Origin of the sequence: Corynebacterium sp. MSK047 (genome assembly GCF_030232285.1) — a bacterium.
In the GTDB taxonomy this organism is placed as follows: domain Bacteria; phylum Actinomycetota; class Actinomycetes; order Mycobacteriales; family Mycobacteriaceae; genus Corynebacterium; species Corynebacterium jeikeium_D.
In genome coordinates this window covers 73,046-93,834 of record NZ_JASPJI010000009.1, presented here as the reverse complement: position 1 = coordinate 93,834, position 20,789 = coordinate 73,046, and the positions used below count along the sequence as shown (strand labels likewise).

Below are 20,789 nucleotides of genomic sequence, written 5' to 3'. Positions count from 1 at the left end.
ATTAGAGTGAATCTCATGGCGCACCAATTTGACGTTGTTGATTCCGAGATTGTTCTCGAGGCACCTATCATCGCGGTTCGCCGCGACCAGGTGCGAATGCCAGGCGGGAATGTGTCCGCCCGCGAAATCGTGGAGCATTTCGGTGCTGTCGCTATCGTTGCCGCAGATGAGGATAACCGCCTTTACCTGCTGAATCAGTGGCGGCAGGCGGCGGGGCAGCGCTTGGTGGAGTTGCCGGCCGGGCTTCTCGATGTCGCGGACGAGGACCCGCTGGAGGCCGCCAAACGCGAGCTGGTCGAGGAAGCCGGACTGGAGGCCGAGTCCTGGTCTCTGCTTACAGATATGTTCAGCTCGCCCGGCTTCGCAGAGGAAGCGGTCCGGATCTATCTGGCCAGGGGGCTCCGGGCCGTCGATAAGCCGGAAGCCCACGATGAGGAAGCGGACATGACTGCGTCGTGGATTCCGGCCGAGGATGCGGTGGCGATGGCGCTGCGCGGAGAGATCCTCAACGGCATCGCGCTGTCCGGCATTCTGCTGGCGGCGGAGGTGCTGCTGCGGGGTGCGACGCCGCGCTCGGTCGCGGAGCCGTTCGATATTCGACCGACGACTCTGGCGAAGCGTCGAACAGAGCAGCTCGGCGCCGGCGCGGACCTGAAACGTATCCGATGAGTTCGATCGATCCGCTTGTCGACGCCTTCGTCACCTACCTCGCGGTGGAAAAAGGCCTGTCGGCGAATACGCTCGCCAGTTATAAGCGCGACTTGGAGAAGTACCGCACCTACCTGCGGGAGATTGGGCGTACGGAATTGGCACAGGTCACCGAGCAGGATGTGTCAGAGTTCCTGGCGTATCTCGCGCGGGGAGACAAGTCGGCGGGCAGGCCAGCGCTGGCCCCGACCTCGGTGACGCGGTCGCTGTCGGCCGTGCGGAGCTTCCACAAGTTCGCGGTGGGTGAGGGCGCGTTGGATGTGGATGTCGCCAAGCGGGTGTCGCCGCCGAAGCAGCCCTCACGGTATCCGAAGGCACTCAGCATTGATGAGGTCACCCGGCTTATCGAGTCCATCCCCGACGATGAGACCGCCGACGTGACGGATTTGCGCAACCGTGCACTGGTGGAGTTTCTGTACTCGACAGGAGCGCGCGTTTCCGAGGTCACCGGCCTGGATATCGATGACGTGGACCGCGAAACCAACCTCGTGCTGCTGCGCGGCAAAGGCGGCAAGGAGCGCATCGTGCCCGTGGGGTCCCCGGCCATGGCGGCACTGGATGCGTGGCTGACACGCGGGCGGCCAAGCTGGGGGCGGGCGAACTCCGGGCCGGCGCTGTTTATTAACTCGCTGGGACGCAGGCTGTCTCGGCAGTCGGCGGGAAATACGCTGGCAGAACTGGGTGAGCGCGCCGGGCTGAAGGTGAAAATTTCCCCGCACACCCTGCGGCATAGTTTCGGCACACACCTGATTGAGGGCGGAGCCGATGTGCGCGTTGTCCAAGAGCTGCTGGGGCACGCCTCGGTGACGACGACTCAGATTTACACCATGATTACCGCGGAGAATATGCGACGAGTCTGGGCGGGGGCTCACCCACGGGCTGAATACTCGCGGTAATATGTGGCGGTAATATATCGCGCAGTAGAATTGATGAGAAATCTTCAAGGAAGAGGGATTGACTGTGGCTGAAGAAGGGTTGTTTGAGGCCGATCGAGTTGAACTCGGTCTCACCGGTCGTCCGGCGCGTGAACTGCCGGAACCCGCACCCCTGAACAGTCACGGCCCCGCAGTCATCCTGGCAATGTGTAACCAGAAGGGCGGCGTGGGTAAAACCACCTCGACCATTAACTTGGGGGCGGCGCTGGCGGAGTTTGGCCGTAAAGTCTTGCTCGTTGACTTGGACCCACAAGGCGCACTATCTGCCGGTCTCGGCGTTCCCCATGAGGAACTCGACCTGACGGTCTACAACCTCATCGTCGACGACACCACCGATGTCCGCGATGCCATCCACCACACCAAGGTCTCCGGCCTGGACCTCGTTCCGGCCAACATCGACCTGTCGGCTGCGGAGATTCAGCTTGTCAACGAAGTCGGCCGCGAGCAGGCCCTCGGACGCGCGCTGCGCCCAGTGATGAATGACTACGACTTCATCATCATTGACTGCCAGCCGTCGCTGGGCCTGTTGACTGTCAATGCGCTGACTATCTCCGAGGGCGTCATCATCCCAATGGTGGCAGAGTACTTCTCCCTGCGCGGTCTGGCACTGCTCACCGACACGGTGGCCAAGGTCCGCGACCGCCTGAACTTCAACCTGGAAGTCTCCGGCATCCTGGTCACTATGTTCGACCGCCGCACGCGCCACGCCAAGGAAGTCATGGAACGCCTCATCGAGGTCTTCGGTGACAAGGTCTTCGACACGGTCATCACCCGTACCGTCCGCTTCCCGGAAACCTCCGTCGCAGGCGAGCCCATCACCACCTGGGCACCGAACACCCCAGCTGCGGCACAGTACCGCAACCTGGCCCGCGAGGTCATCGAGCGTAAAGGCCGCAAATAATAGGTGACTTCCCCGGATAGTTACACTCCCGAACCGTCGTCAAGCGAGGGCGTGCAGGAAGAGATCACCGGCTTCCGCGTCGCGCTCGCGAACTTCAACGGGCCTTTCGACCTGCTGCTGCAGCTCATCAGCAGCAAAAAGATGGACGTCACCGAAGTCGCGCTGGCGGCCGTGACGGACGAGTTCATCTCGTACACGCGCAGCCTCGACGCAGTCAGCGACCTCGACGAAATCACCGAATTCCTCGTCGTGGCAGCGACGCTGCTCGACCTCAAGACCGCACGGCTCCTGCCGCGTGGCGACGTCGACAGCGAAGAAGACCTCGAACTGCTAGAAGCGCGCGACCTGCTGTTCGCCCGACTGCTGCAATACCAGGCGTATGGCAAGGTAGCCGACCAATTCGAGGAGTGGCAGAAGACCGCGCCGCGGCGCTATCCGCGAGCTGTGGGGCCGGACAAGCAGTTCGAGGAGCTGCTGCCGCCCGTGCGCCTGGGCATGACGCTTGGGGAGTTCGCCGAGTTTGCGGCCGTCGTGATGCGGCCGAAGCCGCCGGAGGAAGTCGGCGTCGGGCACATCCACGGTGTGCCCGTGTCCGTACCGGAGCAGGCGGGCAAAATTCTGGACTCGCTGCGGCTGGCCGGCGAGGGGACCTGGTTGACGTTTACGCAGCTGACCAGCGAATGCCGCGTGTCCATGGAGGTTGTCGGGCGGTTCCTGGCGCTGCTGGAGCTCTACCGAGCCAAGGCGATCGGTGTGGAGCAGGAGGAGGCGCTGGAGGAAATCCACGTGGCCTGGACCGGGCTGGACGTGGACCCGGCCGTCGTGGCGGCGGCGAACTGGGAGTAGGTGGCTGGGGCTGGCTGTTGGGCGTGGGCTTTAGGCTGGTCGGCGTCGGGCGTGGGCTTGGTTGGGCTGGCGCTAACAGCTGATTAGCGCCCGGCCAATTAGCGCCCGGCGCGGGAGGTTGCGTAATCTGACGCGCATGAGCGAAACCAGTTCCGCACCATCCGAGCAGGCCGTGGAGCCCGCGTCTGCTTCTTCGGCGCAGTTGCCGCCCATTGACCCGTTGCGAGCAGGCGTTGAGTCGATTCTGCTGGTAGTCGATACGCCGGTGGTGGCGGAGGATATGGCGCGGGCGCTGGATGTTTCCGCAAGTGATGTCCGTGACGTACTTCGCGAGATTGAGTACGAATACCGTGCTCGCCGCAGCGGCATTGAGCTGCGTGAGGCGGATGAGGGCTGGCGGTTTTACACAGCTCACGCGCACGCCAGCGCGGTCGAGCGATTCTTGCTGGATGGCTCGCAGTCGAAGCTCTCACGTGCAGCTATGGAGACGCTGGCAGTGGTGGCTTACCGACAGCCGGCCACGCGTGCGCAGGTCTCCGGTGTGCGTGGTGTCAATGTTGATGGTGTGATGCGCACGCTGGTCGCGCGCGGTCTGATTGCGGAGTCCGGAGAGGACCCGGCAACCGGTGCGCATTTGTACGTTACGACGACGCTGTTCCTGGAGCTTTTGGGGATTGATTCGCTGGACCAGCTGCCTGATTTGGCTCCGCTGCTGCCTGAAGTCGACTTGATCGACGAGCCGTTGGACTAGGTGGGGTTCACTCTATTGAACGACCCACTTCACGGTTATCGATTCGCCTGACGGCTATTGATTCGCTCCTCGGTCATAGATCCACTTCACGACACGGGTGTCACCTCATGCCACCTCCACAGCTGCCACGAGGTGACATGGGTGTCGTGAAGTCGCATTTTGGGGCTGGGTTTGCTGCTCGCCTCAGCTCACCGCGAGCCTTTGCATCCCCTCCGCACACACCACACCCACCGCACCGACACCGCACACCACACCCACCACACACACTGTGGATAACTCCCGAAAACTGCAAACTATCCACAGTCGACGCCAAATCGATGCCTCCTGAGTCTCCGAGTGAGCCCAAAAATGAGAACGTAGCACTCGCAAGCACTCGCAAACACTCGCAAACACTCGCAAACACTCACATCACCACCCACCAGCCAGCAGTTGCCTGGACCTCAGGAGCGCAATCCGATGCCGCAGTGGATCTACGACGCCGACGACATCATCCGTACCGGCCAGCAGCGCGAATGTGCCCGCCCCAGCACATTCGCAATTTCCCGAATCGGCCAGCACTCCGACCGAGATCTCCTCCGGCGGGCCAAAAGCGGCAGCCTCCTGTGGCTCGCACACGGCGCGTACGTGCCTGTCGACAGGTGGCTCACCCTAAACAGCACCGAACGCTACGTCCTGGAAATCAAAGCGCTTGTCCATCGCGACACCGCCACCGTAGTCACCCGCGATGCCGCCGCTGCTCTCCACGGTTTACCTCTGCTCACACACAACACTCCCATCGCGATAGCCAACTCCGGCCGCAGGCGCGGGCAATCGCGAAGCACACCGAATGGCCCGTACCATCCGCACAAACGCCTCATCCGCGTTTCCGGCCGGATTCACCCCGAGGACGTCGTAGAAGTCGATGGCCGCCTCGTCACCGATGTCCCAAAGTCCGTCATCGATGTCTGCCGTTCTCGCACCCCGCACAATGCACTAGTGCTTGCCGACGCCGCCCTCCAGCACCACACCGACACCGAGGAGCTGTTGGCCACGTTGGCTGCATATCCGCGTGCTCCGGGAAATGCACAGGCCAGGAGGTTGTTGCGGCAAGCGACAGCGTCGTCGGAAAGCATTGGGGAATCGCTCACTAAAGAAGCAATCGTCCAGGCGGGGCTAGCTTCTGTCGATGACTCTCGGGCTCCGTTGCTTCAGCAGGTTTCCTTTCGGGATGATCGTGGCTTCATCGCACGCGTGGACTTCTATCTGCCCGAACTTGGGCTGGTCGTCGAGTTCGACGGCCGTATGAAATACACCGACGGTGGAGTCGCGGACACGCAGGTGGCAATCGCAAAGGAGCTGGAGCGCGAAAAGCGTCTGAAGAACCTCGGACTGAATGTCATCCGAATCGTCTGGTCACAGCTTTTCGACGGCACCGCCGTAGCCACCTTGCGGCAAGCGGCCGCAGAAATCCGACGTCACCTGGCAAATGGTGGCAGTTGCTATCGCGGAAACTACGCCTTCGCGCGGCAGCCCATCACAATCACAGGTAAGGCGGCCGAGTTGGCCATGCGTCGCCGACAGGTGTGGAGCCAAGCGGGGCGGCTGTACTAGGCGGCGCTTTCGCTATCGCTGCCTTGCCCAAACTCCACCCCAAAACTCCACTTCACGACACAGGTGTCACCTCATGCCACCTCCACAGCTGCCACGAGGTGACATGGGTGTCGTAAAGTCGCTGAGACTGTCTGTAATCCTTGCGAGAAGCTCCACCACCAACCCCGAACGGCGTTCAAGTCTGGCGCTGTACAGGTATTATGCTTGAGTATCATGACAGCCTCGGAAACCGCCCAGCCGCACACCCCGCAGCACTCCCAGCCGCACACCCCGCCGCCCGCCCAACCACCCGCCCAACCACACACCCGGCCAGCCATCGCCGACCTCGCCCAATTCGACGCCGACCACATCTGGCACCCATACGGCCCCATCCCGTCGCCGGTTGCGCCCAAGCTGGTCGAGTCCGCCGAGGGCGTGAACCTCCACCTCGCCGACGGCCGCACCCTCATCGATGGCATGAGCAGCTGGTGGGCCGCCTGTCACGGCCACTCGCACCCGAAGCTGGTCGCAGCCGCGAAGAAGCAGGTCACCACGATGTCGCATGTCATGTTCGGCGGACTCACGCACCGTCCGGCCATCGAACTGGCGGAGAAGCTCCTAAAGCTCGCAGGCCCCGGCTTCGATGCCATTTTTTACTCGGACTCGGGTTCGGTCTCCGTCGAGGTGGCAATCAAAATGGCGCTGCAGTACCAGCAGGCCAAAGGCCATCCCGAGCGCACCCGCCTGGCCACTTGGCGCGGCGGCTATCACGGCGACACTCGCGCGCCCATGACCGTCTGCGACCCCGAGGGCGGCATGCATTCGCTGTGGACGGGGCAGTGGACTCCTCAGGTCTTCGCCGACAAACCGCCCGCCCGCGGCGCAACCGAGGAGGAACGCGCACGCTATCTCGCGCACTTCGATTCGCTTATCGACGACTCCGTCGCCGGCATCATTATTGAACCGGTGGTCCAAGGCGCTGGTGGCATGCGGTTTCATGACCACGAGCTGCTTGTGGGGCTCCGGAAGCTGTGTGACAAGCACGGGATCCTGCTCATCGCGGATGAGATTGCCACCGGCTTCGGTCGTGCTGGCGACCTGTTCACGACGCAGGCGGCCGGGATTGTGCCGGATATTATGTGTGTCGGCAAGGCGCTGACCGGCGGCTTTATGAGCTTCGCAGCCACCCTCGCCACCGCCGATGTGGCTCGTACCATTTCCGGAGGTGCAGGTGGAGGCATCATGCACGGCCCGACCTTCATGGGCAACCCGTTGGCCTGTGCGGTGGCGTGTGCGCAGCTCGACCTGATTGCAGAAGGGCAGTGGCGTGAGGATGTCCCGCGCATCGAGTCCCGGCTCCGCGAACAGCTCCAGCCCCTAGCCAACAGCGATGCCGTGGCCGACGTGCGTGCCCTCGGCGCAATCGGGGTCGTGGAGATGCAGCGCCCCGTGGACATGGGCCTGGCCACTGCAGCGGCTGTCGATGCCGGGGTGTGGCTGCGGCCATTCGGCAAATTGGTGTACACCATGCCGCCGTACATCAGCACCAATGACGAAATCGACCGTATCTGCGAGGCCATCGCCGCCATCGTCGCCGCCGAGGAAGAACGCAAGTAGCGCAACCAAAAGGAGCATCAACCACCATGAGCATCGTCCTTGTCACAGGCACCGGTACCGATATTGGAAAGACCATCGGCACGGCAGCCCTGGCGGCGGCACTTCGCGAGGAGGGTAAGGAGGTGCACGTCGTCAAGCCAATTCAGACCGGTTTTCCGGGCCCAAATGGCGGTGATTTGGACACTGTCGCGGAGCTGACGGGGATCGACAACCTGCATGGCTTCGAGCGTTACCCCGAGCCGATGGCGCCGGTGGCGGCGGCTCAGCGCGCGGGCATGCGCCTGCCGGAGGCCACGGAGATCGCGGAGAAGATCAAGCTTATCGACGGGCCGAACCGCGTTGTCCTCGTGGAGGGCGCGGGCGGCTTGCTGGTGCGACTCGGCGAGGACTGGGCGCTGCCGGAGCTGGCGGGGTTGTTGCCGGGTAGTCAGATGGTGGTCGTGACGCGGTTGGACCTGGGTTGCCTGAACGAGGCGGAGCTCACCGTCGAGGTGGCGCGGGGCCGTGGAGTCAATGTCACGGCGCTGGTGGGCGGTTCGTTGCCGGCGGAGGTCGACCCGATCATTGAGACGAACCTGGAGGAACTGCCGCGCATCACCGGGGTGCCGCTGCTGGGGTCGGTGCAGGCGGGAGCGGGCGCGCTGGACCGGCAGGAGTTTGTGGCGAAAGCTACGCAGTGGCTGCCGGGCGTGCGAGAGTGGGCCGCAGCGCTGTAAAAGACGTTGTAGGTGGAGGCCGCGCGGGACGTCGTTAAGCTGGCGTTTTGCGAAAAACGTGCTAAGGTGGCTACACGACAAGGCGCGAGGCTTTCTCTGTAATTCTCTTTATTAACCTGCTTCCACCAGCCATTTTGGGCCCACGGGGGAGAGAACAGCGTCGCCTGGCGCTGACGTTCTAACAAACAGAACATTCTCCAACGCTTGAAAAGGATGTAGGTCAAGTGGCTAAACCCGCTCGCCGAGAAGGCACACCGGCACACAAGAACCGTAAGAATCAATCCAACCGCGGCTCCACTAACGCCCAGCGCAATCGCAGCCGTCGCGACAGCGGCGCGAAGGTGGAGACCTCCAACGTCCACGCGAAGGACATCTACGTATCCAACGCCCGCCCGGCTCGCCACCAGCACGTGGACTCCGACCGCCGCGGCTCGGGCAAGCGCGTGCACAGCGAAGCAGGTGAAGGCGTACGTCTGCAGAAGGTGCTTGCACAGGCAGGCGTGGCGTCGCGTCGTATGGCGGAAAAGCTTATCGACGAAGGCCGCGTCGAGGTCGATGGCAAGATTGTGACGCGGCAGGGCGTGCGGGTGGACCCGAACACGTCTGTGATCCGCGTTGATGGTTCCCGCGTCATCGTCAATGAGGACATGCAGTACTTCGTCCTGAACAAGCCGCGTGGCGTGCAGTCCACCATGCACGATGACATGGGCCGCCCGTGCGTGGGCGACATCATCGGTGAGAAGATCAGCGCTGGTCAGCGACTCTTCCACGTGGGTCGCCTGGATGCGCCCACCGAGGGTCTGCTGCTGCTCACCAACGATGGTGAGCTGGCCAACCGTCTGATGCACCCGAGCTACGAGGTCACCAAGACCTACATGGCCACCGTTGTCGGCGAGGTCGATGCCAAGGTCATGCGTGAGCTGGAAAAGGGCATTGAGCTCGATGACGGCATCGCTAAGGCGGACATGGCGCAGATCATCGACGTCTGGCAGGGCCGCTCTATCGTCCGCATCGAGCTGCACGAGGGGCGCAAGCACATCGTCCGCCGGATGCTCAAGACTGCGGGCTTCCCGGTCGAGCGCCTGGTGCGCACTAAGATTCACACTGTCCAGCTGGGCGAGCAGACCCCGGGCGCTCTCCGCGCACTCAACCGCGCTGAGCTGACCTCCCTCTACAACGCGGTGGGGCTGTAAATGGCACTAGTGAAAAAGAACGAAGAGAACCAAGGAGCTGAAGGAGCCCACATGAGCGAGCAGAACACTGACGACATGCTGTTGGTTGCCATTGATGGCCCTTCCGGCACTGGCAAGTCGACTGTCTCTCGGATGGTCGCAACCGAGCTGGGTGCAAAGTACCTGGACACCGGCGCTATGTACCGCGTTGCCACCCTGTGGGTGCTGCGCCAGGGTATCGACCCGACTGATGAGGAAGCCGTGGCCAAGGCGACGGCCGCCCTGCCACTGGAAGTCTCCGATGACCCGAACTCCACCGCCGTCCTCCTCGACGGCGAGGATGTCTCCGGCGAGATTCGCGGCCCGGAGGTCACCCGCAACGTGTCGGCGGTCTCCGCGATTCCGGCCGTGCGCACCAACCTGGTCGCACTCCAGCGTTCGCTGGCCGCATCGGCTGTGCGCTGTGTGGTGGAAGGCCGCGACATCGGCACGGTGGTGCTCCCGGACGTTCCGGCGAAGATTTTCATGACCGCCTCCGCCGAGGTCCGCGCTCGCCGCCGCTACGACCAGGACATCGCTGCTGGTCGTGAGGCTGACTTCGACACCGTGCTTGCCGACGTCATCCGCCGCGACGAACTCGACAGCAACCGTGCGACCTCTCCGCTGAAGCCAGCCGAGGACGCATTCATTCTGGACACCTCTGAGATGGACATTGAAGAGGTCGTGGAAAACGTCCTCGATGTCGTTGAGGCCGGCTACCCGGGGTCCACCATGGACTGGGACGATGTCGACAACGAGGAGTTCGAGGAATCTTACGAGGGCTCTTACGACGACTCCGAGGACGACACCGCCGGACACCTGGTCGCAAACGTGGAGAGCGAAAACGCGCCGGGCACCGCAGGCAGCCACACCAGCGCAGACGAGTTCATCGACCGCACGATCGCTGACCACGAGACAATCATCTCCGAAGCCATCGAGCGCGCCGAAACCGGCCAGATCGACGACGATGCCGACTGGGAAGAACTGGAAAACGCCTTCGCAGCGCTTGGCGTGAGCGACGAGGAGGAAGAAGCTCTTCCGACCGTGGCCATTGTGGGACGACCGAATGTTGGTAAGTCCACCATGGTTAACAGGTTCATTGGCCGTCGTGAAGCAGTTGTCGAAGACTTCCCGGGCGTGACCCGTGACCGCATCTCCTACCTGGGTGAATGGGGCGGTCGTCGTTTCTGGGTGCAGGACACCGGCGGCTGGGATCCGGATGCCAAGGGTATGCATGCGGCGATTGCTCGTCAGGCGGAGACCGCCATGGAGACCGCCGATGTGATTGTCATGGTCGTCGACACCACCGTCGGCATCACCGCCACGGAAGAGGTCATGGCCCGCCGCCTGCAGCGCGCGGAGCAGCCAGTTATTCTCGCCGCCAACAAGTTTGAGTCGGATTCGCAGCTTGGCGACGTCGCGGAGTTCTGGGCCCTCGGGCTCGGCGAGCCGCACCCAACCTCGGCCCTTCACGGTCGTGGCAATGCCGACGTGATGGACGAAGTGGTGTCCTCCTTCCCGGAGGTGCCGCGTGCGAAGTCGCTGCCGACCGGGCCGCGCCGCGTGGCGCTGGTGGGTAAGCCGAATGTGGGCAAGTCTTCGCTGCTGAACAAGCTCTCCGGTGAAGATCGCGCAGTGGTCAGCGACGTGGCCGGTACCACGGTTGACCCGGTGGACTCCCTGGTGCAGATGGACGAGGCGCTCTGGCGTTTCGTGGATACCGCTGGTATCCGCAAGAAGACCAAGACCGCCAAGGGCCACGAGTTCTACGCCTCGCTGCGTACTCGTTCGACGATTGACAACGCCGAGGTCGTGATCTTTCTGGTCGATGCCTCCGAGCAGATTACCGAACAGGATCAGCGCGTGCTGCGGATGATCCTCGACTCCGGTCGGGCACTTGTGGTCGCCTACAACAAGTGGGACCTCATGGATGAGGACCGCCGCGACCTGCTCGAGCGCGAAATTGAAGAGCAGCTCGCACACGTGCCGTGGGCTCGTCGGGTGAACATCTCCGCCAAGACTGGTCGCGCTGTGCAGAAGCTGGAGCCGGCCATGCTGGAGGCCGTGGAGTCGTGGGATAAGCGCATCTCCACTGGTCGCCTGAACACTTGGTTGCGTGCGATTATGCAGCAGAACCCGCCACCGCTGCGTGGTGGCCGCCAGCCGCGCGTGCTGTTTGCCACCCAGGCATCCTCGCGCCCGCCGGTGATTGTGCTGTTCACCACCGGCTTCCTGGAACACGGCTACCGTCGCTTCCTGGAGCGCAAGCTGCGTGAAGAATTCGGTTTTGAGGGCTCGCCGGTGCGCATCGCGGTGCGTGTCCGCGAGAAGAAGAAGCGCCGCTAGGACCTGCAGTTAAGCGCCGTCAGGTAGTTCCGTTCAGGACTGCTAGTCGCTCGAATTGAGCGGAGAAAAGCCCAAAATGTGATTTAGGCAATTGCATTTTGGGCTTTTCGTTGGCATTTTGGAGTTTTAGGAAATTAGCGATAAGGAGAACTGACAATGGTCAGGCGCGGCAATAACCGTGACGGCTCTCAGCACGATGGCCGAGACAACAGCTACGGACGCGATTCCTCAAGCTCATACGGCGATGACTCCGCGACTCGCTACATTCCGCGGGACGAGGGATACCGCGGATACAACCCGGATGCCGACTTCGCGGGCGAGCAGCCGACCGAATACTTCGGCGGCGACTCCTCTGAGACACAATTCCTGCAGCGTGGCGATGAAACACGTTTTGAGAACTCGCGAGGTACCGGTGCCGGAGCGCAAGGCGGTGGCGCAGGCTCAGGCGCACAGGGTAGCGACCAGTACTGGGCCCCGCTTTCTGAAGAAGAACGCGGCTATGGTCAGGCGGGCCAGCAGGCAGGCGCAACCCAGCAGTACGCCGCAGGTGGTGCAGGCGGTTACGGTGACATGAACAACGGCAACAACCGCGGTAATAACCGTGGCAACAGTGGCAATGATGACTCCAAGAAGGGCTGGGGCAAGCCTGTCGCCATCGTGGCCATCGCCGCCATGGTGGCCGTAGTCGCGCTGGTAGCCCTGGTTTTGTCCTTTACTTCCGGAACCGAGGACAAAAACGACAATACGGCGGAGCCGACGCAGGAGACGTCGTCAAGCCCGACGCCGACGACAACCTCGCCGGAAGAAACCACGACAAGCCCAACCGATCGCTTGGACCCGTCGGGCACGATTAACGACACCCGTGAGCGCCTCGAGCAGGAGCTCGACCAACTTCGCGAGTCGCCGCCAGCTATCCCCGGCCCCGGTGAGCGCAGCAGCGGTTGGGGCACCATCCCGCAGGGCGTGGTGGGCAAGAGCCCGGCATCGGTCGAGGTGGAATTGCGTACCAACGGCTACCAGAATGTGACTGTCGTCGACGCCGAGGGCAATCCGACCAACTCTGTGGCCGCGATCATGGGTAAGGTTGCCTCGATTGATCCGCCGGAGGGACAGATGGCGGAGACATCCACGCCTGTGACCATCTACCTGCAGTAATGCCGCAGGAAAGGCAGGGGTCTGGGGCGATTTCCGCCAGCAAACACCAATGATGTAACCTATAGCTCGTTGCACTTTCGTGCACGCGGGCTGTAGCGCAGTTTGGTAGCGCACCTCACTGGGGGTGAGGGGGTCGTCGGTTCAAATCCGGTCAGCCCGACAAAAATAGCCGCCGTCTTCTGGAAGATTCCGGGAGGCGGCGGCTTTGTTTACGGCTATTGCTTAAGGCTTTTGTTTGCCCACAGCTCACAAGCGCACTAGCGCACGACAATACCGTCGGAGTCAGCGTAGAGCGTCTCGCCCGGAACGAAGTCGATGCCGCCGAAGGAGACAACGACGTCGCGCTCGCCCTCGCCGGTTTTGGTGGACTTGCGCGGGTTGGTGCCAAGCGCCTTGCAGCCGAAGTCCATCTCGCCAATCAGCTTGGAGTCACGGATCGCGCCGTTGACGACCACACCAGCCCAGCCATTGTCTTTGCCGAGCCCCGCAATAACGTCACCGACCAGCGCCGTGTGCACAGAAGCGTCACCGTCGATGACAAGCACGCCGCCCTCAGACGGCTCGGAGAGGACCTTCTTCAGCAGCGCGTTGTCCTGGAAGCACTTGACCGTGGAGATCTTGCCGCAGAACTCCACGCGACCGCCGAGGTTACGCATCTGAGTATCGCAGGAACGCACGTCCGGGCCGATCTCGTCAACCAGGTCAGCGGTGGGGATGAATTCGATTGCCATAGGGGATTCAAGTCCTTCCGAAAATTGCTCGCATCAAGTGTTAAACCCATTGTTTCAAACTCAAGATGTGACTAAAGACATATGGTGCAAATTCGCTGGCAGCGATTGACACTCCGAAGGCCGGCCCAGATTGATTACTCTGGTGAGTCAGAACGCGCCGACAACCACACGCGCGCAGGAAGGGTAGAAGATGGCTGGGTTTAATTGGTTTTGGAAGGCTCTTAGCGGCAAGCAAGGGCGCAACCAAAAACGCAGCGTAGGGCTCGTGGCACGCGCCGCTGAGCTCGAGCCACAGGTACAGGCGCTTTCCGACGCCGACCTCGCCGACTTCACCCGCCAACACGCCACCGACGCACCGGAGCTTTTAGCCGCGCTCCGCGAAGTCTCCCAGCGCACCCTGTCCATGCGTCCCTTCGATGTGCAGCTGCAAGGCGCACTGGCGCTCATGGAGGGAGACGTAATCCAGATGGCCACCGGTGAGGGTAAGACTCTCTCCGGCGCCTTGGCTGCAGCCGGTTTCGCGCTGCGCGGCCACCGCGTGCATTCCGTGACCGTCAACGACTACCTCGCAGGCCGCGACGCGCAGTGGATGCAACCGCTGTTCGGGTTCCTAGGGCTCTCGGTGGCGGCTATTTCGCCGCAGGAGGGACCGGGGGAGCGTCGTAAAGCATATGCGGCAGACATCGTCTACGCCGCCGTCAACGAACTCGGCTTCGACGTTCTGCGCGACCGCTGCGCGCCGGCCATCGAAGACCGCGTGCAGTCGCCCGCTGATGTCGTGATCATCGACGAAGCCGACTCCGTGTTGGTCGATGAAGCGCTGGTCCCGCTCGTGCTTGCCGGCAATGAGCCGGGCACAGCACCGACCGGACAGATCACCGACGTGGTGCGCCGCCTGCAGCTCGGCGACGACTACACCGTCGACGAAGGTCGTCGCAACGTCTTCCTCACCGACACCGGCGCCGCACGCGTCGAACGCCTGCTTGGCATCGGCTCGCTGTACGACGCCGAACATGTCGGCACCACCCTGGTTCAGGTCAACGTTGCACTGCACGCCCACGAGTTGCTGCAGCGCGATGTCGACTACATCGTGCGCGATGGCAAGGTACAGCTCATCGACGCCTCGAAGGGACGCGTGGCGGAACTGCAGCGCTGGCCGGACGGTCTGCAAGCAGCGGTAGAGGCCAAGGAGGGCCTGCAAGTCTCTGAGGGCGGCCGCATCCTCGACTCCATGACCATCCAGCAACTCGTCGGCCGCTACGACATCACCTGCGGCATGACCGGCACCGCCACCTCCGCAGGAGACCAGTTCCGCGAGTTTTACGGACTCCACGTCTCCGTCATCGAACCCAACGTCCCATGCATTCGTGACGACGAGCCCGACCGCATCTACGCCACCACCGACGACGCGTTCGCCGCGCTTGTCGACGAGGTCGTGGAACTCAACGGCACTGGTCGACCAATACTCGTAGGCACCCGTGACGTGGCGGAATCGGAACGACTAGCCGATGCGCTGGTCTTGCGCGGCATCGAATCCTCGGTGCTGAACGCGAAAAATGACGAGCTGGAGGCCCAAGTCATCGCCAATGCTGGCGATACTGGCCGCGTGACGGTGTCCACCCAGATGGCCGGACGAGGAACCGATATTCGCCTCGGCGGGGCAGACGAATCCAACCGCGATGCCGTCGTTGAGCGCGGTGGACTATGCGTCATTGGTCTGGGCAAGCACCGCACTGACCGACTGGACAATCAGCTGCGTGGCCGCGCCGGGCGCCAGGGCGATCCGGGCTCGTCGGTGTTCTTTGTCTCCCTGGATGATCCGGTAATTTCCGAAGGCGCTGCTGGCGAGACGCTGAGCGCGCTGCCCGAGGACGATGGCCGCGTTCGCGATAAGAGGGCCTACCAGTTCATTGACCGCGCACAGCGAGTGACAGAGGCGACCATGCTGTCGATTCATGCGACGACGTGGAAGTACAACAAGCTCATCGGTGACCAGCGCGAGATTCTGGATGAGCGCAGGGAGAAACTGCTGACTACTAATGCTGCCTGGGAAGAACTGTCCAAGTTGGCATCGGCGCGGGCGAAGGAAGTCGAAGCCGCAGTCGGGCATGATGTCGCCGAGGACGCTGCCCGGGAAATTATGCTGAGCCACCTGGATCGCGGATGGTCGGACCACCTGGCAGATCTGGATGACCTGCGGGAGTCGATTCATCTGCGCGCGCTGGCTAAGGAAAGCCCCATTGATGAGTTCCACCGCGCCGCCATCGGCGCCTTTAAGAACCTGGTGAACAATGCCGTTACCGAGTCGGTGCAGACCTTCCAGGAGGTCGAAATCGACGGCGAAGGCGCACATCTGGAGGACACGGGTCTTGCTCGCCCGAGCTCGACGTGGACGTACATGGTCAACGACAACCCATTGAGCAATGGTGGTGGCTCGGTCGTCGGCTCGATTGCCGCGATGTTTAGGTAAGCCGTAACCACAAGTTTGGTAACAATTTGAAAATATTTCTCAGGTGACCGGCCTAGGTACACCCACAGAGAAAGCTCTCAGATGTCGGTATTTACGCATATCAATCATGTTGTACATACCCTGCTGGTGAGCTGCGTCACAACATGGTTGGGATTAGATAACAACACGAAAGCGGTTGGGGCGCTATTATCTAAAAAGTAACGAGTAAATCGCCCAAGGTTATCCCGGAGGGAAAGATATGACTAGCAATAGCGGCCAGCCAGAGGCATCGGTCGAGACCACCTCGGTCTTCCGTGCAGATTTGCTGAAGGAAATGGAGTCCGGCTCTAACACGGACTCCACGGTCTCCGGTGTTGAAGGACTTCCGGCGGGCTCGGCACTCTTGGTTGTCAAGCGGGGGCCAAATGCGGGTTCGCGTTTCCTGCTCGATCAGGCAGTCACCACCGCTGGTCGTCACCCGGACAGCGACATCTTCCTCGATGATGTGACTGTTTCCCGTCGTCACGCAGAGTTCCGCAAGAACGGTGACTCCTACGAGGTCGTCGACGTGGGATCGCTGAACGGTACCTACGTTAACCGCGAGCCGAAGAACTCCGCGGTTCTGGCTAATGGTGACGAGGTTCAGGTCGGTAAGTTCCGCCTCGTCTTCCTGATCGGTAACTAATTCGACATCGGTTAATGTCGACGCCTGTCGGCATTAACCCCTTATTTTTGTAAAGGCTCGGAAAAGACCAGTGGCAGCAGTACGCAAATCAGCAGTTTCGCAGCCGACTTCGTCGGAAAGCACTGCGAAGCAAGCACGCTCGGTGGGCAAGAAGAAGACCATCGGTGCTGTGCTGAAGGAAGTCAAGGTTGAGTTCCCTGATGTAACGCTGTCCAAAATTCGTTTTCTCGAGTCGGAGGGGCTGCTGTGCCCGTCGCGTAGCTCCTCGGGATATCGTCGCTACAGCCAGGCGGACATTGACCGCCTGCGCTACATTCTCACCGTTCAGCGCGATAACTACTTGCCGCTGAAGGTTATTAAAGAGCAGCTCGACGAAATTGATGCGGGCAACGCTGGCGGCGACGGGCTGGCATCGGTCACTCCACTGGTGACGGCGGATCAGTTCCGCGAAGCCGCAGTGGTCTCGCTGACGCAGGCGGAGCTGGCAGAGCGCACTGGCGCTAGCGAGAAGTTCATCACTGAACTGGTTCGAGTCGGTCTGATTACTCCGGACACGCTGAACATGTTCGATGGCGATGACCTGCTCATCACTGAGACGGCGGTCAAGCTGGCTGAGTTTGGCCTGGATGCCCGCCACCTCAAAACTGTGCGTACCGCTGCGGCCCGTGAGGCAGATTTGGTGTCGCTCGCTGCTAGTCCGCTGAGTAAGTCGCGTGCGGCTAGCGGCAAGCAGAAGGCTGTGGAGATGGGCCGTGAGATGACTGCGCTGATGGTCACGCTGCACGGCACTTTGGTCAAGCGCCAGGTCAACAAGGACCTGGGGAAGTAGTCGGTAGTCCCGCGTAAATAGCGGCTCGCTACAATTATCGCTGTTATGGACGAAAAACTCGTAGAAGTCAAGTTTCTAGACTGGATGGCGCATCCTCCTGAGGACGATCCAGTGCTGCTCCTGCATGCCGAAGAGACCAATCGGATTATCCCGATTTGGATTGATTTGGCGACGGCGACGGAGTACTCCGCCCGTGAGACCGGCGCTACGCAGCGTCGCCCGGGCATGCATGAGGTCTTCGTCGATACGCTGGACATGGTGGGGCAGAGCGCCCTGCGCGGCCAGATTACGGGCGTGCATGAGGGCGTTTTCATCGCCAGCCTGGTGCTCGAAGGTGGCGCAGAGATTGATATGCGGCCCTCCGACCTCATCCTTATCGCTAGCGAGCTTGAGGTTCCGCTGTATGTCGCGCGTGATGTGCTCGACGCCACGTCGGTAGCGGCGCGTCTCGTCGCAACCAATGGCGGTTCGCTTGCCGACGAGTCGGAGACCGACTCCGTCGAGGCATCGGTGTCGGAGTTTGCGGAATTCCTCGACAGCATTGATGCTGACTACTTCGCCGAGCCGCATGGTGATGCGGAGGACAAGAAGTCTGATGGTGAAGCCGACGGTGGCGCCGATTCAGCTTCCGATGGCGACCGTTAAACGTGTGACTGGAGTGAATAACTGGCTACTTTTGGGGTAGTTGTGACGCTTATTTCCTCCGGCGTGTCGCTGAATGACCCCATAAAAGGGGTAACTTTTCGGAAGTTATAGTTTCATCCCGTCCTGCGGTTTTGCTCCCGGGTTGTGCTTGAGCTGGGGAAACTGCGGCTCCAAACTCTAAACCTTAACTTTAGGTTTAGAGATTCGGCGTGTCGTCCTGTGATGTATTGACAGCCGATTAACCTTGGCGAAAGATAAATAACGGCAGTGAAACTACCTCGGGAGAATTTATATGGTCGACGACAACAGTGGTTCGCTCTTTGGCGACAATGAGCTCCGTGCGTCGGACTCGCAAGAGCCGCGCGCGGTCCAGGAATCCCTGTTCGACATGGGGCCGGACGAGCAGGTTGGCTACCGCGTTCCCATCGCGTGTCAGGTAGCGGGCATTTCTTACCGCCAGCTGGACTACTGGGCACGCACTAAGCTGGTGGAGCCTTCTATCCGTACCGCCAAGGGCTCGGGTACCCAGCGTCTGTACTCCTTCCGCGACATCCTCGTTTTGAAGATTGTTCGCGGTCTGCTGGACACCGGTATTTCCCTGCAGAACATCCGTCTGGCTGTCGACCGCCTGCGCGATCTCGGAGTCGATGACCTGGCTACCATCACGCTGGTTTCCGACGGTCGCACCGTCTACCAGTGTCGCTCCAATGAAGAGGTCATCGACCTGCTCAACGGTGGCCAGGGAGTGTTCGGCATTGCTGTCCCGGGCATTATGAAGGAACTGACTGGCACCATCGCCTCCTTCCCGTCCGAGCGTATTGACGGTACTCAGGAGAACCCAGGTACTGGCATCGACGAGCTGGCTGAGCGTCGTCGCCGCCGCATCTCCTAACCGCCAACAGATACGGTAACCGCCAACGATACGGCTGGACAGCGGCGTCGCTGCTATGGCCTCCGTTCAAATAGCCGAAACAAACTAAACGAAAACCGCCTTCCACAACTGGTTCCGTCTTACCTCTCCCGAGGTTGGACCAGATGGAGGCGGTTTTTTCTACTTACTCCGTACCGATAGCCGCAGCCAACTGAGAGGCCAGGCCATCGCCGTAGTCAGCCGCAATGCGCAGAGAGCCAGTGGTCATATTTGCCACTTCCTGCAGCTCGGGGCTGGAGCTGTCGCCGTCGGGAAGCACGATGACCTCAATCGTTACCGGGCGGTCCGGGCTAATGAGTTCCTTAATCCTCTCGACAGACTCGGCGGCATCGGCGCCCGAGGCATCGCGACCAGAGGTGAGCACGACGAGACGGTTCGGCTTGTCAGGGGAGTAGGTGTCGCGGGCGGCCTGGTAGGCATCGATAAGCGCTGGCCAGAACTGTGCCTCACCACCGGCCGGAAGTTCGGCCAGCGACCCCTTTACGGCGTCCGCGCCGTTGTTGGCCTCGTCATCGGGCGCGGGAAGTTCCGCGAGGCGGTTCACCTCAGGTGCGAATGTCCACAGGCCGTAGCGGCCACCAGGTGCCGCATCGATAGCGCCGGAAAGTGCCGCAGACAGCGCCCCAACATCGACGCCCTCGGAGGTGTCAGCGAGCAGGAGCGCCGAACCCACCGCAGTTGCGGGCTGTTGCGCGTCCGGCTGCTCCAGTGCTGGCGGCAGCGCAAAAGAATCCGTCTGAATCTGCGAGAGCACCCCAAAGTTCTCCGCTATTTCAGGGCTGAAAGTGCTCTCAGCAGCTTCGCCGTCGGCGCCATGATCTGCTGCGAAGTTCCGGAAGTCCTCGGCTGCGCGAGCCGTGTTCTCGTCGATCTTGCCGCCGGAGCCAAAGGTGACAACTGGCGCGTGCAACTGGGGTGCATCCGCAGGGGAGACCAGCTTCAGCCCTTCGCCGGCCATCTGCAGCATGGGCTGGGTCGCGGCCACGCCGTCGAAATCAGCGACGTTCTGGCTGAGCATGGTCAGCAGGGTATTGGAGGTGTAGACCTCACCCAAGCCCGCGCGTTCGCGAGCGACATCCGGGCCACCGCCAAGTCGAGCACTAATCACGGCGGACAGTGCCGCATCGGAGCCACCGGGGGCGGCTACGCGCAATCCCGCAAGCTCTTCCCAGGTGGCATTGTTCAGCTGGTCAGCACGATTGGTTGTGAAGGCCACGCCGCTGGCAATCGGCGGCAACCACGTCTTGGGGTTGTTGACCTTGACCTTGTCCGAGTTCTTCGCCTGGTCCACGAAAGAGATATCGGCGGGAATCCAGACGCCCGGAGTCATAATTCCGGTACCAGCTTCATCCGCAGCGGGGTCCTCCGGAGCTCCCTCACCAGCTTCAGCACCGCCAGCCTCAGTCAGGGCGTTCACAACCTCCTGCGAGCCCGCCACCGTAATCTGTGGCCGCACACAGAAGTCCCTCACCACGGGATTTGACTCGCCATAGTCCTGCACGAGTTTCTGTGCCGAGCCCACCGCAGCAGGATCAGCGGTCACCACCAGCGTCAGGTCACCCTTCGTGCACCGTGCACGGTCAGCATCAATCGACGAATCGTTGATCTTGCGCAAATTAACCCAGGCAAAAACCGCAGCGACCAGAACAATGACGACCAAGACGGCAATAAAAGGCCCCTTAGCCACTCGATAGTTGTTCTCACCCGAGGCGTGTCGTCCCATGTCGTTCTAGCCCTTTCTATGCTGAGTGTGCTCGGCACTGC

Annotated in this window: 18 protein-coding genes and 1 tRNA gene; 17 read left to right on the top strand and 2 right to left on the bottom strand. The window is 61.7% G+C overall.

Features of this window, described 5'->3' with window-relative positions; translation table 11 throughout:
- Positions 1-15: 15 nt before the first annotated feature.
- The 12 genes from QP981_RS05305 (at position 16) to QP981_RS05250 (ending at position 12,915) form a co-directional block, all read left to right on the top strand.
- Positions 16-669: an NUDIX domain-containing protein gene (locus QP981_RS05305; protein ID WP_284857586.1), complete on the top strand. Its 654-nt coding sequence runs from the start codon at positions 16-18 to the stop codon at positions 667-669.
- The gene (locus QP981_RS05300) at positions 666-1,604 is read left to right on the top strand and encodes a site-specific tyrosine recombinase XerD (RefSeq protein ID WP_284857585.1); all 939 of its coding nucleotides are present in this window, start codon (positions 666-668) and stop codon (positions 1,602-1,604) included. The genes QP981_RS05305 and QP981_RS05300 overlap by 4 nt, the downstream gene beginning before the upstream one ends.
- A gap of 64 nt (positions 1,605-1,668) precedes the next feature.
- Positions 1,669-2,544: a ParA family protein gene (locus tag QP981_RS05295; protein ID WP_049189940.1), complete on the top strand. Its 876-nt coding sequence runs from the start codon at positions 1,669-1,671 to the stop codon at positions 2,542-2,544.
- 3 nt (positions 2,545-2,547) lie between these two features.
- Positions 2,548-3,390 carry a segregation and condensation protein A gene (locus QP981_RS05290; RefSeq protein ID WP_172954612.1) on the top strand — a complete coding sequence of 281 codons (843 nt, stop codon included), beginning with the start codon at positions 2,548-2,550 and terminating at the stop codon, positions 3,388-3,390.
- A 136-nt stretch (positions 3,391-3,526) separates the two neighbouring features.
- Positions 3,527-4,141 carry an SMC-Scp complex subunit ScpB gene (gene scpB, locus QP981_RS05285; protein WP_284857584.1) on the top strand — a complete coding sequence of 205 codons (615 nt, stop codon included), beginning with the start codon at positions 3,527-3,529 and terminating at the stop codon, positions 4,139-4,141.
- A gap of 456 nt (positions 4,142-4,597) precedes the next feature.
- The gene (locus QP981_RS05280; RefSeq protein WP_284857583.1) at positions 4,598-5,731 is read left to right on the top strand and encodes a PDDEXK family nuclease; all 1,134 of its coding nucleotides are present in this window, start codon (positions 4,598-4,600) and stop codon (positions 5,729-5,731) included.
- 213 nt (positions 5,732-5,944) lie between these two features.
- Positions 5,945-7,327 (top strand): adenosylmethionine--8-amino-7-oxononanoate transaminase, encoded by a 1,383-nt coding sequence (locus QP981_RS05275; RefSeq protein ID WP_284857582.1) that lies wholly within the window; start codon positions 5,945-5,947, stop codon positions 7,325-7,327.
- Positions 7,328-7,353: 26 nt separating this feature from the next.
- Positions 7,354-8,043 carry a dethiobiotin synthase gene (bioD, locus tag QP981_RS05270; protein WP_350309468.1) on the top strand — a complete coding sequence of 230 codons (690 nt, stop codon included), beginning with the start codon at positions 7,354-7,356 and terminating at the stop codon, positions 8,041-8,043.
- 341 nt (positions 8,044-8,384) lie between these two features.
- A complete protein-coding gene (locus QP981_RS05265) occupies positions 8,385-9,236 on the top strand; it encodes a pseudouridine synthase (RefSeq protein WP_042389329.1) in 852 nt (283 codons plus the stop codon).
- Positions 9,237-9,287: 51 nt separating this feature from the next.
- The gene (gene der / locus QP981_RS05260; protein ID WP_070549848.1) at positions 9,288-11,600 is read left to right on the top strand and encodes a bifunctional cytidylate kinase/GTPase Der; all 2,313 of its coding nucleotides are present in this window, start codon (positions 9,288-9,290) and stop codon (positions 11,598-11,600) included.
- 156 nt (positions 11,601-11,756) lie between these two features.
- On the top strand, positions 11,757-12,755 hold the full coding sequence (locus QP981_RS05255; protein ID WP_070595423.1) for a PASTA domain-containing protein: 999 nt from the start codon (positions 11,757-11,759) through the stop codon (positions 12,753-12,755).
- Between the two features lie 86 nt (positions 12,756-12,841).
- Positions 12,842-12,915: transfer RNA gene (locus QP981_RS05250), tRNA-Pro, on the top strand.
- Positions 12,916-13,012: 97 nt separating this feature from the next.
- Here the strand turns inward: QP981_RS05250 and rraA are convergent.
- Complete coding sequence (rraA, locus tag QP981_RS05245) at positions 13,013-13,486, bottom strand: ribonuclease E activity regulator RraA (RefSeq protein WP_016422839.1); 474 nt, start codon at positions 13,484-13,486, stop codon at positions 13,013-13,015.
- A 190-nt stretch (positions 13,487-13,676) separates the two neighbouring features.
- Here rraA and secA2 point away from each other — a divergent pair, with 190 nt between their 5' ends.
- From secA2 to QP981_RS05220, 5 genes are all read left to right on the top strand, one after another.
- A complete protein-coding gene (gene secA2, locus QP981_RS05240; RefSeq protein ID WP_284857581.1) occupies positions 13,677-15,956 on the top strand; it encodes an accessory Sec system translocase SecA2 in 2,280 nt (759 codons plus the stop codon).
- A 238-nt stretch (positions 15,957-16,194) separates the two neighbouring features.
- Positions 16,195-16,620 (top strand): oxoglutarate dehydrogenase inhibitor Odhl, encoded by a 426-nt coding sequence (gene odhI, locus QP981_RS05235; RefSeq protein WP_016422837.1) that lies wholly within the window; start codon positions 16,195-16,197, stop codon positions 16,618-16,620.
- A gap of 70 nt (positions 16,621-16,690) precedes the next feature.
- The gene (gene ftsR, locus QP981_RS05230) at positions 16,691-17,449 is read left to right on the top strand and encodes a transcriptional regulator FtsR (RefSeq protein ID WP_016422836.1); all 759 of its coding nucleotides are present in this window, start codon (positions 16,691-16,693) and stop codon (positions 17,447-17,449) included.
- A gap of 45 nt (positions 17,450-17,494) precedes the next feature.
- Positions 17,495-18,094: a bifunctional nuclease family protein gene (locus tag QP981_RS05225; RefSeq protein ID WP_048734014.1), complete on the top strand. Its 600-nt coding sequence runs from the start codon at positions 17,495-17,497 to the stop codon at positions 18,092-18,094.
- Positions 18,095-18,482: 388 nt separating this feature from the next.
- Positions 18,483-18,986 (top strand): MerR family transcriptional regulator, encoded by a 504-nt coding sequence (locus tag QP981_RS05220; RefSeq protein WP_172620271.1) that lies wholly within the window; start codon positions 18,483-18,485, stop codon positions 18,984-18,986.
- Positions 18,987-19,149: 163 nt separating this feature from the next.
- Here the strand turns inward: QP981_RS05220 and QP981_RS05215 are convergent, their stop codons facing one another.
- Entirely contained in the window at positions 19,150-20,748 is a 1,599-nt protein-coding gene (locus tag QP981_RS05215; RefSeq protein WP_284857580.1) for a vWA domain-containing protein, read from the bottom strand.
- Positions 20,749-20,789 lie beyond the last annotated feature (41 nt).